Raw genomic sequence first — 13,162 nt, 5'->3', positions numbered from 1 at the left:
ACATGACAACATGTCAAGAAATTAGCGTCGGTGCAGCGAGGGCAGTCGCTCGTATGCCTGCCATTAATGCTTATTCTGCCAGATCGCGCATGACCTTGATCAGGTCCGACTTGCCCTCGAACCCGATGCCCGGCAGTTCCGGCATTATGATGTGGCCATCCTCGACCTTCACGCCATCCGGAAAGCCGCCATAGGGTTGGAAAAGGTCGGGATAGCTTTCATTGCCCCCGAGACCGAGGCCGGCTGCAATGTTGAGGGACATCTGGTGTCCGCCATGTGGAATGCATCGCGACGGCGACCAGCCGAACTGCCGCAGCACATCCAGCGTGCGCAGATATTCGACCAGCCCGTAGGAGAGGGCGCAATCGAATTGCAGGTAGTCGCGGTCCGCACGCATGCCGCCATAGCGCAGCAGATTGCGGGCATCCTGATGGGAGAACAGGTTCTCGCCGGTTGCCATCGGCGCATCGTAGAATTCGGAGATCGCAGCCTGAAGGGCGTAATCGAGGGGATCGCCGATCTCCTCGTACCAGAAGAGCGGATAATCGCGCAGCATCTTTGCATAGGCGATGCCGGTTTCCAGGTCGAAGCGGCCGTTGGCATCGACGGCGAGTTGCGCCTGCGAACCGATCTCCTCCAGGACCGATTCGATGCGGCCTCTGTCCTCGTCGATCGAGGCGCCGCCGATCTTCATCTTGACGACGTTGTAGCCGCGCTCGAGATAGCCGCGCATCTCGGCACGCAGGGCGCTGTTGTCCTTGCCGGGATAGTAGTAGCCGCCGGCGGCATACACGAAAACCTTGGGGTTGGCCTGCCTGCCTTTCATCTCCGCCAGCAGGCGGAACAGCGGCTTGCCTTCGATCTTCGCCACCGCATCCCATATGGCCATGTCGATCGTACCGACCGCAACCGAACGCTCCCCATGCCCGCCGGGCTTTTCGTTCTTCATCATGGTCGCCCAGATCTTGAACGGGTCGAGGTTGGTGCCGGCATCATTCATCAGGCTTTCGGGGCTCGCTTCCAGGATGCGGTCCTTGAAGCGCTCGCGGATCAGCCCGCCCTGGCCGTACCGACCGTTCGAGTTGAAGCCGTAACCGACGACGCGACGACCGTCCCGAACGACATCGGTGACGACCGCCACGAGGCTGGCGGTCATCTTGCTGAAGTCGATATAGGCGTTGCGGATAGGCGAGGCGATCGGTTTGGTCACTTCGCATACGTCAACGATGCGCATGTCATTCTCCGTTTTAGGGTTGAGTGATGAGGCGGTTTATCACGGCTGCATTGTGGCGTTCGATGAGGTGATGTTCCGCGGCCGTTCGCCTCGCTGCTCGGCGATGACGGCCTTGACACGGTTCATGTCGAGGGCGCCTTCCCACTTGGCGATTGCGATCGTCGCAACGCCGTTTCCGATCAGGTTCACGACGGCGCGCGCCTCGTTCATGAAGCGATCGACGCCGAGCAGCAGGACGAGACCGGCGACCGGGATGGAGTGGAAGCTGGACAAAGTGGCGGCGAGCGTCACGAAGCCTGCTCCGGCAACGCCGGCCGAGCCCTTCGACGTCAGCAGAAGTACGGCAAGAATGACGAGCTGCTCGCCGATGCCGAGCGGCGTATTGGTGGCCTGGGCGATGAAAACGGCGGCCATGGTCAGGTAAATGCATGTGCCGTCGGTATTGAAGGTGTAGCCGGTCGGCAGCACCAGGCCGACCACGGATTGGCGGCAGCCGAGCCTTTCCAGCTTTGTCATCATTTGCGGCAGGACGGCTTCGGTCGAACAGGTGGCGAGCACGATGAGAAGCTCGTCCTTGAAATAACGGAAGAAATGCATCAGCGGGAAGCCGGACCATCTGGCCACAGTTCCAAGCACGATCACGACGAACAGGACCGAGGTCAGATACACGGCAAGCATCAGATGCCCGAGCGACCAAAGCGAAGCAATGCCATATTTGCCGACGGTGTAGGCGACGCCGGCGCCGGCGCCCAGTGGTGCCAGCCGCATGACCATGGCAACGATGCGGAACACTGCCTGCATGAAGGAGTCGAGCACCGCGATGAGAGGCGCTGCTCTTTCACGGATCTGCACCAGCGCCACGCCCATCAGCACGGCGATGAAGATGACCTGCAGCATTGCGCCCTGGGCGAAGGCATCGACCATCGTCGTCGGGATGATATTCATCACGAATTCCACAAATCCGCCCTGATGGAGCGCGGTCTGCTGATAAGTCTTAATGGAACTCGCGTCGATCGCGCTGGCGTCGATGTTCATCCCTGCGCCGGGCTGCATGACATTGACGACCACGAGGCCGAGAATAAGTGCCAGCGTCGAAACGATCTCGAAGTAGATCAGCGCACGTGCGCCTATCTTTCCGACTTCCTTGAGATCGCCCATCTTGGCAATGCCAAGTACGACGGTGCCAAAGATAATCGGCGCCAGGAGCATCTTGATGAGTTTGATGAACCCATCGGCGATGGGTTGCAGCTTCGTTGCGAAGGAGGGCGACAACAACGCCAGTACAATGCCGATTGCGATCCCGATCAGCACCTGGATGTAAAGCTGCCCTAGAAGACGTCTGGACATTGGGCTCCTCCCTCCGTGCCAACTGTGACTCTCATCAGCTCAAGGTAGGGATGCTGGAAGCGGTAGTTCCAATGCCGGAACGAGTGCTATTGATGCCGTTTCGGCATAACCGTTCTAAGTGCACCCGACGGATGCCGAGGCACAGAAAGTACCTTCCACCTTCCCGAAGAAGGCAGAGTTCATGAATCTTGACAGCAATTGGCTTGCGGATCTCAAGGCATTGGCAGAGTGTCTCAACTTCTCCCGAGCCGCTGAAAATCGCCATGTGACGCAACCTGCCTTTGGCAGGCGTATCAAGTCACTTGAGAGGTGGGCAGGGGAAAAACTCGTAGACCGCTCAACGCACAGGCTCAAGCTGACACCAGCCGGTGAAATCATGCTTGGCGCAGCTCAGGACGTCATCCGTCGCCTGGAGCTCGCCCGCAGCGAGCTTGATCAACTCAGATTCGCAACGACGACATTGACTTTCGCTGCCACCCACGCGCTGTCTTTCACCTTTTTTCCCGGTTGGATGGAGCGGCTGACCAGAAGCTCGCAAAGCATCCCCATTCGGCTTCTGTCGGACCACATGAGCGAGTGCGAGAGGCTGATGCTTGAAGGCAAGGCGCAATTCCTGCTTTGCCATTATCACCCCGATAGCAGGAATCGACTGGCTGATGCCGATTTCCTGTACCTCGAACTTGCGTCGGACCAGCTGATTCCCGTGTCGGGCAGAGACCAATCGGGCAAAGCGCTCCACGTCGTACCGGCGGAGCCAGACACGTCCATCCCGCTTCTGGCCTTCGAAGAGACCTCCGGCATGGGGCGAATCCTCGCTTCGACGTTGTTCAACCATATGGCCGAAAAGCTTCGACACCATACCGTTTTCACCTCGCATCTGGCGATGGCTCTGAGAGCCTTGGCAACCGAGGGAAAAGGTGTGGCATGGATACCCCGCAGTCTCGCGAGCGATGAGCTCGGCGCCGAAGGACGCCTCGCCATAGCAGGGTCTTCGGAATGGGCCGTCGACGTCAAGATCGTACTGGTGCGCCCTCGAAGCAGAATGACCGAACTTGCAGAAAAATTCTGGGCCGCGGCCCGCAGCGCGGTCCGGTGAGCGGTTACATTGAGAGGGTCGTGCGATTTTCAATGATACGATGGGCCTGTCTGTTATCGATGGGTCGATTTGTCGGTTCGTCCATTGTCACCCCATACCCGATTCTGGCAAACTTAGGGCTTACGCCCGATGCGCTGCAAGAGCGCACTAAACGGAGTTTGAGATTGAGCGTTGCCTTCATCAAGGAAGAAAGTGCCGAAACTGCTTCGGAAACCGTTCTGCCTGAGAGACCAATTTCACCTCACCCGAACCTTGTTACGGAAGCGGGATTGAAGGCTCTGGAATCGCAGCTCCGACAAGCTCGCGAAGCCTACGATGCTGCAAGCGCAATCGAAGACGTGAATGAGCGACGGCGGCAAGCAGCCAACCCCTTTCGTGACATGCGCTACTTTGCGGCAAGGGTTCGCTCGGCTCAGCTTATGCCTGACCCTGCTTCATTTGACACCGTTGCCTTTGGAAGCACAGTTACCTTCAGCCGTGACGATGGACGCGTGCAGAAATATCGTATCGTGGGAGAGGACGAAGCTGATCCCAAGGCAGGATCGATTTCCTTCGTATCCCCGGTAGCAAAGGGCTTGATGGGCAAAGCCATTGGGGATGTCGTCAGCATAAGCGGTCAAGAGCTCGAGATCATTGCCATCGCATAGAGTGTCCATCTCGCTATTGATCTCGGTCTTCGTCTTGCTGCCTGAACTTCAGGCTCGAAACATCAGGAGCGCCGGCGATTGATTTGACGATGAGGACATTGCGGCCTTTGAGGAATTGCTGCGGCAGGGTGGTTGCCTCCGACCAATCCCTCGTATCGACTGAAACGGTCTGTTCCGCGTGCCCGTTGAGCGCCACGCTCAGAGTGCCGGTTCCGCGCGTGCGAAGGATGAGAGGGAAGGTATAGGCACCGTCCGAATCGAAGCTGTAGCGCAGCCATTCGCCCGGCTTGATGTGGCTGAGCCAATAATCGTCGCCCGATTGTGCAATCTCAACGGGGTCGTTCCGGTAGACCGCACGCTTTTTATCTTCGCTAAGCGCCCCGCCGTGCGAAAGATCGGCATCGTCGGATCTGATGTGGTGATAGGCGAAGCCTTCCTTACCGAGGTCATAGTCGACCGCTGCGATCACACCTCCCGTGCTGGTGATCCTGTGTTCCTTGAAAGGAATGGGATCGTTACTGTGTGAGGCGCGAAACAGGGCATCGATCACGTCGGGGTGCTGGACGTTCCTGTCGAACCGGCTGGCGCGAGCCAGTTGCATCAGCCCGGCGAAAGCAACATCAGCCGTGGGTTTCTTGCCTTGCCCCCGCAGATAGCTGGCGAGACTTCGGTATTCGTCACCAGCGACAATTTCGAGCGGATTGCTGATCCCGATCTTTTTCAGCGGCCACATGGACCAGCCGATATTGTTCTTCTCTGCCAGTTCGATGGCGCGGGCATACCAGTCGTTGGAGTTCTCTCCCGTCTCGCCGTTCCACAGCGGCATGTCATATTGCGCACGCAGCTTAAGGAACGGCTCGATCGCCTGCTGCGTCGTATCGGTCCAGTATTTGTGGAAACTAAGTGTCGTGTTGCGGTCGGCCACAGGCAGCAGACCGGCATAGTTATTGCCCCAGCAATTGCCTTCGATGATCAGCATATGGTTGCGGTCCACTGCGCGTATCGCCCGGATGGTGCGTTCGTAGAGCTCCCGCATTGGGATGTTGCCGGTTTCGCGGCAGCCATGGATGTCGGCCTTGTCCTGAAAGCCCCAGTTCGGTTCGTTGAGGAGATCATAACCTGCAATCGTCGGCTCATCCTTGTAGCGCCGAGCAATCTCGGTCCAGAGCGCGATCATCTTCGCCTGGTTGTCGGCACTGTCCCATAGAGACGGCCTTGCTGAGTCCCGGTCGGAAATAGCCAGGTCATTTCCCTGGCCGCCAGGCGCGGCATGCAAATCGAGGATCAGGACCATGTGATTTGCCTTCAGCCAGCCGATCAGAGCGTCGACCCTCCGAAAGCCCTCGTCGTTCCAGACGACTTTGTCGTGGCCACCCTTGCCTGGCACATCCTTGATGAACAGGTTCCAGTGCATTGGCAGGCGCACGCTATTGAAGCCCCAGCCGGCCATGGCGTCGATATCGGCTCTCGTGACGGCATTGTCCCGCCACGCACGATAGAACTGCTCCGTCTTCCGGGCGCCGATGATCTTGGAAATGCGGCTGCGGATGACGCGCTGGGAGCCCAGGTCGGGAATAGTCAGCATATAGCCTTCCTGGACCATCCATCCGCCCAGTCCGATACCGCGCAGGATTAGAGGCTTGCCGTCGCCATCGACGATTTGCTGATGATCGGCGTGAACGAATCCTTGCGCGCGGGCCTCACGCGAAAGGCTGATCGTCAAAGCAATGGCCACCAGAGCAGCAAAGGCAAGCGTAGGGCTCTTCATCGACGCTTTCATTGTTTTCGCAACTGTGGCTGCCGGACGTGGGCAAAGTAAGGCCGAGATCGATCTTGAGCAAAAGCTTGGGCATCAAGGGAAATATCGACCAAGATCCGCAATCGGCGGGGCCTCTGTGGCCAAGAGCCGCCCCCAAACGCGAAGCGGCTCTAGTTGGTTTATGGTCTCACCGTGCCATGGTCACGTGACGTGGACGTTCGGCCCAGCAACTGCCCGACCACCAGCACCAGAAGACCTGCTGCAGCAAGGCAGGCCGCAAGGAAGAACATCGGTGCGATTGTGCTCCCGGTGGTATCCTTGATCCAAGGCACAACGTTCTGCGCGATGAAACCTCCGAGATTCCCGACAGAGTTGATCGCTGCAAGTCCTGCGGCGGCACCCGCTCCCTGCAGGAAACGCGATGGCAAACTCCAGAACACGGGCTGACCTGCGAAAATACCTGCAGCCGCTACGCATAAGAAGGCGAACTGCAGCACGTGGTTGGGAATGATTGCCGAAAGGACCAGGCACACCGCACCGGTCAAGGCGGGAATGACGATGAACGGCGTCTTTGAAGCGGCTTTGTCGGCAACAGCCGGAACCGCATAGAGAGCGATTGCGACGAGCACCCACGGTATGATGTTCAGAAAGCCGTTTGTCGTGTTGCTGACGCCGAAACCTTTAACGATTGTGGGCAACCAATAACTCAGTCCATAAGCGGCGAGCGGAAATCCGATATAGCAAAGTGCCATCAGCAAGACACGCGGATTGATGAGCGCGCGAAACCCGCTGTCCGAATGCTGATCCATGCCGGCATTTTCTGCAGCCAGCCTTTTCTTTAGCCACGCCTTCTCCTCGTCGGTAAGGAAATGCGCGGTGTCGGGACGGTCCGACAAGTAGAACAAAGTTACGATGCCTGCGAGAACGGCTGGAACACCGGTCACGAGGAAAACCCATTGCCAGCCAGCAATCCCGTACAGGCCGTCGAGGTCCAGGAGCATTCCTCCGAGCGGGGCGCCAACAGCATTGGCGATCGCGCTGAAGATCATAAAGAGCCCGACCATCGTCCCGCGATAGGCCGCTGGATACCAGAGCGTGAGAAGATAAAGGACCCCAGGAAAGAACCCCGCCTCACAGGCACCAAGCAGAAAGCGGAGAATATAGAACATGGTGGCATTTTGCGTGTAAGCCAAAGCAATCGTTACAAGGCCCCACGAGATCAGGATGCGCGCAAACCATTTGCTGGCGCCGAACCTGTCGAGGAAAAGATTGCTGGGAACCTCAAAAATAAAGTAGCCGATGAAAAAGAGCGATGCGCCCAGGCCGTAGGCGTACTCGCTCATACCGAGCGCCCCGACCATATCAAGTTTGGCAAAACTGACATTCTGCCGGTCTATGTATGCGATGAGATAAAGCACACCTAAAAATGGCATCAGCCGCCACGTGATTTTCGAAATGAGTTGTTTCTCGACAACCACTCAATTTCCTCCTGTAAGATAAAGTGAGCAAACGTGCAGATAGCGCACCAGAATGGAAATCAATCAAAAGTGAAGGAAGATGGCCGCATCGTGGCGCTGGTTGTCGCGGCGAAGGTCTCGTCTGAGGGAAAAATCGGAGCGCTCGGGATTTATGCAATTATTGCGTGGCCTGCCTGACGTTGCTTATCACCACGCGTGGCCGAAACCGGAGATCACTGCAGGCACGGCCGTTGAGGCGCGCTCTGGAAGGCGGCCTGGTCAGAAGCAAACCACGTTTCCACTAAAGTTCTGGCAGGTTCTAGGACCACGGTCAGCGCCCGCTGCAGCGGCCGTCGCAGCATCTTCCCATGCTGCCTCTCGGCGCCGCGTGGCTACTTCTCGCTGAACTTCCACCGTGGAACAAGCCTCATACTCGGACGAGCCTGGTTTGACGCCTTGTGCATAGCAACGCTTGGCTATTTCCGCAGCTAATGCCTTACGCTCGGAATAGCTCATCTCCTCGACGGTCTTTGTATGGCACGCGGTCAGCATCATCGCTGCAACAACAGCGAACATCAATCTGGTCATTTGCGGCCCCCAGCGGCAAAGAAACAAAACAATAAGAGCGACCCGATGAGTCGATCAGAAGGCGTAATGGATGAAACCTCTACTCATTGTTGAAATAAAACGCTAGAGGCATCAAGCGAATGAGTTCCAATGGCGCTGTGATGAGGTGGCAATCGCAACGCATGATCTTTCAGGCAACGTCGCCTGTAGCTGCGACGATACGCTTCGCTCGTCTCGCTGGTCTCGTGTCGGAATGGACGCGCGAGCTGCCAAACCGCGGCTTCGAGCTCAAGCAAGCGAGGGGCGTGGGGGTCGCTTGGAATAAGGAAGATCCAACCGCCCCGCGCAACGACGTCATCGATCTCGCAAGGTCGCTTGTACGGCCGGGGAGGGCCGCAATTCCGCGAAGCCTGACGGTTGGCCTTTTAGATAACGCGAAAATCTGCCGTCGCTTCCGGCGATGGCGACGCTGTTGAATATGGCCGACGTCAGGGCGGATGCAGTGCTTTTTCCGGACGTCCCGGTCACCCATAAAACATGTCGGCTGCTGAAATCAGCAGCCGACACCGAGTTCCCCATTGATACCAGACGAGCATTCCATCAAAGGCTTGAAAGCAGCTCCCGCAGCTGATGCGGTCTATCGACGCCGAATTCAAACCACATCACCAGCTCGCGAGCAGCCTCCTGAGCCTCCATATTCAAGACGTCACAGTGGCGACTGTCGCACCATTCCTTGAGCAAACCGTCCAGCATCTTTAGGTCGTTTGAAGATAACGCGCGTTTATGCACGGCTACTCTGTGCGACATTCTCTTTCCTCCCATAAAACTCAAATTTTTACCGAGGGGCTGACCTCGGAATATATAACTTTAGTCTAATGTTTCTTGTTCGAAAATAAACTTTGACACGCTTAAAGGTGCTAACGACCTAACTACCTAATTCCGCGCCGGAATTTTATTGACTCAGTGCCCCCACGGAAATGAGGAGCAATGTCGCCTACAACTAGCACGACACTCCGTCGCTGCTCCACTTGGTTCGGCGTTGGCTTCGGATGAACATACCGAGTGGCAATTATTCGCCGATCCGGAGCATCTGGGGGCATTGGGAAACGATGACCGGCGGAACCTCGAGGTCCGCCGATCTCTTTCGTAAGCCAGTTACCGATTGACGACGATGTCCTCGATGCGAACCGGGAAGCGCCGCACTCGCACCCCTGTCGCATGCCAAACGGCATTTGTGATGGCGCCAACCGTTCCCGTAATGCCAATCTCGCCCACACCTTTTACACCGATCGGATTGACGAACGGGTCGTCCTCCGGGATCAAAATTGCATCCAGAGAAGGCACGTCGGCGTTAACCGGAACGTGATATTCGGCAAGGTCGGCGTTCATGATCCGGCCGGTTCGACGGTCGGTGATTGCCTCTTCATGCAACGCGAACGAGGTCCCCCAGATCATGCCGCCGAAATACTGGCTGCGGACGAGCCGGGGATTGACGATGCGGCCGGCGGCGAAGGCGCCGACCAGACGTGTCGCGCGTATCTGGCCGAGATCGGGATCAATCTTTACCTCGGCAAAGACAGCGCCGTGCGAAAACATGGCATGGGCGGACGCGGCTGCGGGATCGCGGGCGGTTTTAGCCGTCCCGACGACGTCCGCTTGACCAGCGCGGGTGAGGATCTCGGCATAGCTTTCGCTACGGCTCGCGTCGTCACGACGATGAAGTCTTCCGCCGTATGCCACCACGCCGATATTGCCAGCGCCGAAGAGCGCAGACGCAGGATCGTTCATGGCAAGTTCCGCCAGCTTGTCTATTGCGTCCCGACCGGCATTGTTGATCGCGAGCCCGGCGCTTGCGGTATGCCCCGAACCGCCGGCTATACCACCGTCGGGAAGCGTCGAAAGGCCAGAGTGCAATTCGACCTGATCCGGATCAAGGCCGAGTGCTTCGGCGGCGATCTGGGCAAGAACCGTCCAGGCGCCCTGGCCCATGTCGGCGCCGGCCGTTTCCACCAGCGCGGTTCCGTCGGCGCGCAGCGTTACGCGTGCCTCGGCTGGGAAATGTGGACAATGGAAGACCGCCGTGCCCATACCCCAGCCGATGAGGAACCCATTCTCGTCGCGCATCTGGCCGGGCTGAAGGGGTCGGCGGGACCAGCCGAAGCGCTTGGCGCCCTCGGCGTAGCATTCACGCAATGCCTTGGATGAGAAGGGCTTGCCGGAACCGGGTTCGGTCTCGGCATAGTTTGCCAGGCGGAACTCCAGCGGGTCCATGCCGCAGATTTCGGCGGCTTCATCCATGGCCACCTCCAGCGCCGCCGATCCGGACGCCAGGCCGGGCGCCCGCATCGGCCCAGGCGTGCCGACGTCGAGCCGCAAGCCCTTGTGCTCGACGAGAATGGCAGGGCTCGCATAGAGCGGCAGGGACGCATTGGCCGCAGGTTCGAGGAAGTCGTCGAATGAGGAGGTAGAGGCAATCGTCCGATGGTGAAGTGCAGTCAGGCGCCCATCGTCATCTAAACCGAGGCGCAGCTTCTGCCAGGTGCGCCCACGATGCCCGACAGGGCCATACATTTGGGTGCGGGTGAGCGCGAGCTTGACCGGGCGCTTCAGCATGCGGGCAGCCAGGATCGCCAGGATCTGCGGGCCGTTGAGGATCGCCTTCGAACCGAAACCGCCGCCGAGGAAGGGCGAGCGGATCGTCACGTTTTCGGCAGGAATGCCGAAATAGGCGGCATAGGAGACGCAACTCAGTGCCAGTGCCTGGTTGGGCATGTCGAGTGTTACGCGGTCGCCATCCCATTCGGCGACCACCGCATGCGGCTCCATCGCGTTGTGGTATTGTGCCGACGTGGTGTAGTCAGCCTCCATGATGCGAGCAGCGCTGGCAAAGCCCGCCTCCAGATCGCCATGGATGGTGCTTGGCGGCGAGCCGACGCCGACTGCCGGGGGATCGTAGTGTTCTCCATCATCGAAGTCGATGCGGGCGCCTTCCACCTCGTATTGCGGGTTGAGCAGTACCGCCCCCTCGGTCGCTGCCTCCAACGTCTCCGCGATCACCATAGCGATTGGCTGGTGGACATAACGCACGCTGTCGTCCTGCAGCACTTCGACGCGGAAGCCGAAGGGTGGCATTTTCTCGTCCGGATCATGGGAAAGCGGCGGCCGGTTTTCTGGCGTCAGCACCTCAACGACGCCTGGATGGGCCTTGGCCGCCTCGACGTCGAGCGAGGTCACCCGGCCGCGGGCGATCTTGCTCACTGCGGTGACGGCATAGAGCAGTCCTTGCCGATGATTGTCGGCCGCATAGGTGGCACGGCCAGTGACCTTGAGCACCCCGTCGCGGCGCGTCAGTGGCTGGCCGGTATTCGAGCCGTAGCGGGTATTCTTCATAATTGTGGGTTCAGGCGACATGGCTCGCTCCCGAGATTGTCGAGAAGGGTGAGGCCGGCAGGGCAGGCATGACTTCCGGCGTTCCCTCCGATGCAAGGGTGAGCGCCCGCACGACGATGCGGCGCGCCAATTCGATCTTGAAGGCGTTGTCACCGGATGGCTTTGCCCCCGCAAGCGCGAGCGCCGCCGCCGTTGTGAAGGCTTCCGTGCTAGGCTTGGTGCCAGCAAGAGACGCTTCCGCCTCGCGGGCACGCCACGGCGTCGCAGCGACTGCCCCAAGCGCGAGCCGAGCCTGGTTAATGATGCCGTCCTTGAGTTCCAGCATTGCGCCAGCCGAAACCACCGCAAAGGCATAGGAGGTGCGCTCGCGAAGTTTGAGATAGCGCGCATTGCTGGCGAAGGCTGCGGCCTCCGCGGGAATGCGGAGGCTGACGATCAGTTCGTCTGTGGCAAGCATGGTGTCCTTCTGCGGCCTCTCGCCGGGCAGGGTGTGGAAAGCTTCCACCGGGATTTCCCGTCGGCCCTCAATCCCCTCCACCTCGACCACGGCATCAAGTGCAGTCAATGGCACGCAGAAGTCTGATGGGTGGGTCGCGATGCAGGATTCGCTCCAGCCAAGGACTGCGTGCAGACGGTTTTCGCCGTGGATTGCATCGCAGCCGGAGCCCGGCACACGACGATTGCAGGCACTGGCCGTATCCTGGAAATAGGCGCAGCGTGTGCGCTGCATCAGGTTGCCGCCGACAGTCGCGGCATTGCGCAGCTGGGCGGATGCGCCGGAGAGGAGGGCTTCGGCGATTGCGGGAAAGGTCTTGGCGAAGCGGGAGTTATAGGCAAGGTCCGAGTTGCGGACCATGGCACCGACGCGCACGCTGCCGTCTTCCAGCCATTCGATACGGTCGAGGCCGGGCAGCTGCGAAATGTCGATCAGGTGTCCTGGCTGCGAGACTCCTATCTTCATCAGATCGAGCAGATTGGTTCCGCCGGCAAGATAAGCCGATCCGGGCCTGGCCTTGGCGGCCAGGGCTTCGGCGAGGCTCGTCGGACGAATATAGTCGAAACGGTTCATGCCGCGTCCCTCCCATTCTCCTCGGCCAGTGTTCTCTGTGCAACCAGTACGGCTTCGGTGATGCCCTGGTAGGCGCCGCATCGACAGATGTTTCCACTCATGAGTTCGCGGACGCGCTCCGGATCATCGCCGGCATGGCCCTCGGATATGAGACCAACCGCGCTCATGATCTGGCCCGGTGTGCAATAGCCGCACTGGAAGCCGTCGCATTCGATGAACGCCGTCTGAACCGGATGTAGCGCATCGCGATTCGCAAGTCCCTCGATCGTGGTGATCTTGGCCCCGTGAAGGCTTGCGGCAAGCAAGAGGCAGGAATTGATACGCCGTCCATCGACAAGCACGGTGCAGGCTCCGCACTGGCCCCGGTCGCAACCTTTCTTCGTTCCCGTAAGCTCAAGCCGCTCGCGCAGGAGGTCGAGCAGCGTCACTCGCGGGTCGTCGAGCGCGATTGTGCGCGGCTGACCATTGATGGTGAGGCTGATGGAGAGTGACATCTGGTACTCCATTCAGTGATAGTGATGTATGGATCGGAACCGCCGAACGGCGGCGAGGATGCAGTCAAGGAAAAGGTTGAGGCGGTTGACTCGCCGCCTTGA

At 59.1% G+C, this 13,162-nt stretch carries 11 protein-coding genes and 1 pseudogene; 3 read left to right on the top strand and 9 right to left on the bottom strand.

What is annotated here, in order from left to right; genetic code table 11:
- Window positions 1-70 precede the first annotated feature (70 nt).
- On the bottom strand, window positions 71-1,234 hold the full coding sequence (locus AAE029_RS31560; protein ID WP_371076877.1) for a mandelate racemase/muconate lactonizing enzyme family protein: 1,164 nt from the start codon (window positions 1,232-1,234) through the stop codon (window positions 71-73).
- 39 nt (window positions 1,235-1,273) lie between these two features.
- Window positions 1,274-2,581: a C4-dicarboxylate transporter DctA gene (gene dctA, locus AAE029_RS31555; protein ID WP_371076876.1), complete on the bottom strand. Its 1,308-nt coding sequence runs from the start codon at window positions 2,579-2,581 to the stop codon at window positions 1,274-1,276.
- Window positions 2,582-2,762: 181 nt separating this feature from the next.
- Here dctA and AAE029_RS31550 point away from each other — a divergent pair, with 181 nt between their 5' ends.
- Window positions 2,763-3,677 carry a LysR substrate-binding domain-containing protein gene (locus AAE029_RS31550; protein ID WP_371076875.1) on the top strand — a complete coding sequence of 305 codons (915 nt, stop codon included), beginning with the start codon at window positions 2,763-2,765 and terminating at the stop codon, window positions 3,675-3,677.
- Between the two features lie 164 nt (window positions 3,678-3,841).
- Window positions 3,842-4,324 (top strand): transcription elongation factor GreA, encoded by a 483-nt coding sequence (gene greA, locus AAE029_RS31545; protein ID WP_371076874.1) that lies wholly within the window; start codon window positions 3,842-3,844, stop codon window positions 4,322-4,324.
- A gap of 13 nt (window positions 4,325-4,337) precedes the next feature.
- Here the strand turns inward: greA and AAE029_RS31540 are convergent, their stop codons facing one another.
- The 3 genes from AAE029_RS31540 to AAE029_RS31530 form a co-directional block, all read right to left on the bottom strand.
- A complete protein-coding gene (locus AAE029_RS31540; RefSeq protein ID WP_371076873.1) occupies window positions 4,338-6,092 on the bottom strand; it encodes a cellulase family glycosylhydrolase in 1,755 nt (584 codons plus the stop codon).
- A gap of 170 nt (window positions 6,093-6,262) precedes the next feature.
- Window positions 6,263-7,561, bottom strand: a complete 1,299-nt coding sequence (locus tag AAE029_RS31535; protein WP_371076872.1) for an MFS transporter — start codon at window positions 7,559-7,561, stop codon at window positions 6,263-6,265.
- A 258-nt stretch (window positions 7,562-7,819) separates the two neighbouring features.
- The gene (locus tag AAE029_RS31530; RefSeq protein WP_371076871.1) at window positions 7,820-8,128 is read right to left on the bottom strand and encodes a hypothetical protein; all 309 of its coding nucleotides are present in this window, start codon (window positions 8,126-8,128) and stop codon (window positions 7,820-7,822) included.
- Window positions 8,129-8,288: 160 nt separating this feature from the next.
- On the opposite strand from AAE029_RS31530, the pseudogene AAE029_RS31525 reads away from it, so the two are divergent.
- Window positions 8,289-8,499: pseudogene (locus tag AAE029_RS31525) on the top strand (LysR family transcriptional regulator); the annotation flags it as partial.
- A gap of 208 nt (window positions 8,500-8,707) precedes the next feature.
- Here AAE029_RS31525 and AAE029_RS31520 read toward each other — a convergent pair.
- The 4 genes from AAE029_RS31520 to AAE029_RS31505 form a co-directional block, all read right to left on the bottom strand.
- Window positions 8,708-8,914 carry a hypothetical protein gene (locus tag AAE029_RS31520; RefSeq protein WP_371076870.1) on the bottom strand — a complete coding sequence of 69 codons (207 nt, stop codon included), beginning with the start codon at window positions 8,912-8,914 and terminating at the stop codon, window positions 8,708-8,710.
- 348 nt (window positions 8,915-9,262) lie between these two features.
- Window positions 9,263-11,518, bottom strand: coding sequence for a xanthine dehydrogenase family protein molybdopterin-binding subunit (locus tag AAE029_RS31515; protein ID WP_371076869.1), 2,256 nt, complete (start codon window positions 11,516-11,518; stop codon window positions 9,263-9,265).
- Window positions 11,508-12,566, bottom strand: a complete 1,059-nt coding sequence (locus tag AAE029_RS31510) for a xanthine dehydrogenase family protein subunit M (protein ID WP_371076868.1) — start codon at window positions 12,564-12,566, stop codon at window positions 11,508-11,510. The genes AAE029_RS31515 and AAE029_RS31510 overlap by 11 nt, the downstream gene beginning before the upstream one ends.
- Window positions 12,563-13,060: a (2Fe-2S)-binding protein gene (locus AAE029_RS31505; protein ID WP_371076867.1), complete on the bottom strand. Its 498-nt coding sequence runs from the start codon at window positions 13,058-13,060 to the stop codon at window positions 12,563-12,565. The genes AAE029_RS31510 and AAE029_RS31505 overlap by 4 nt, the downstream gene beginning before the upstream one ends.
- Window positions 13,061-13,162 lie beyond the last annotated feature (102 nt).

This window comes from Sinorhizobium sp. CB7, from assembly GCF_041357635.1.
Lineage (GTDB): Bacteria > Pseudomonadota > Alphaproteobacteria > Rhizobiales > Rhizobiaceae > Rhizobium.
This window is presented reverse-complemented; position numbering and strand designations above follow the sequence as displayed.

Excerpts from the sequence above, each read along its gene's own strand:
- AAE029_RS31560 (WP_371076877.1), bottom strand. The coding sequence starts at position 1,234 with ATGCGCATCGTTGACGTATGCGAAGTGACCAAACCGATCGCCTCGCCT.
- dctA (WP_371076876.1), bottom strand. The coding sequence starts at position 2,581 with ATGTCCAGACGTCTTCTAGGGCAGCTTTACATCCAGGTGCTGATCGGG.
- AAE029_RS31550 (WP_371076875.1), top strand. The coding sequence starts at position 2,763 with ATGAATCTTGACAGCAATTGGCTTGCGGATCTCAAGGCATTGGCAGAG.
- AAE029_RS31540 (WP_371076873.1), bottom strand. The coding sequence starts at position 6,092 with ATGAAGAGCCCTACGCTTGCCTTTGCTGCTCTGGTGGCCATTGCTTTG.
- AAE029_RS31530 (WP_371076871.1), bottom strand. The coding sequence starts at position 8,128 with ATGACCAGATTGATGTTCGCTGTTGTTGCAGCGATGATGCTGACCGCG.
- AAE029_RS31520 (WP_371076870.1), bottom strand. The coding sequence starts at position 8,914 with ATGTCGCACAGAGTAGCCGTGCATAAACGCGCGTTATCTTCAAACGAC.
- AAE029_RS31515 (WP_371076869.1), bottom strand. The coding sequence starts at position 11,518 with ATGTCGCCTGAACCCACAATTATGAAGAATACCCGCTACGGCTCGAAT.
- AAE029_RS31510 (WP_371076868.1), bottom strand. The coding sequence starts at position 12,566 with ATGAACCGTTTCGACTATATTCGTCCGACGAGCCTCGCCGAAGCCCTG.
- AAE029_RS31505 (WP_371076867.1), bottom strand. The coding sequence starts at position 13,060 with ATGTCACTCTCCATCAGCCTCACCATCAATGGTCAGCCGCGCACAATC.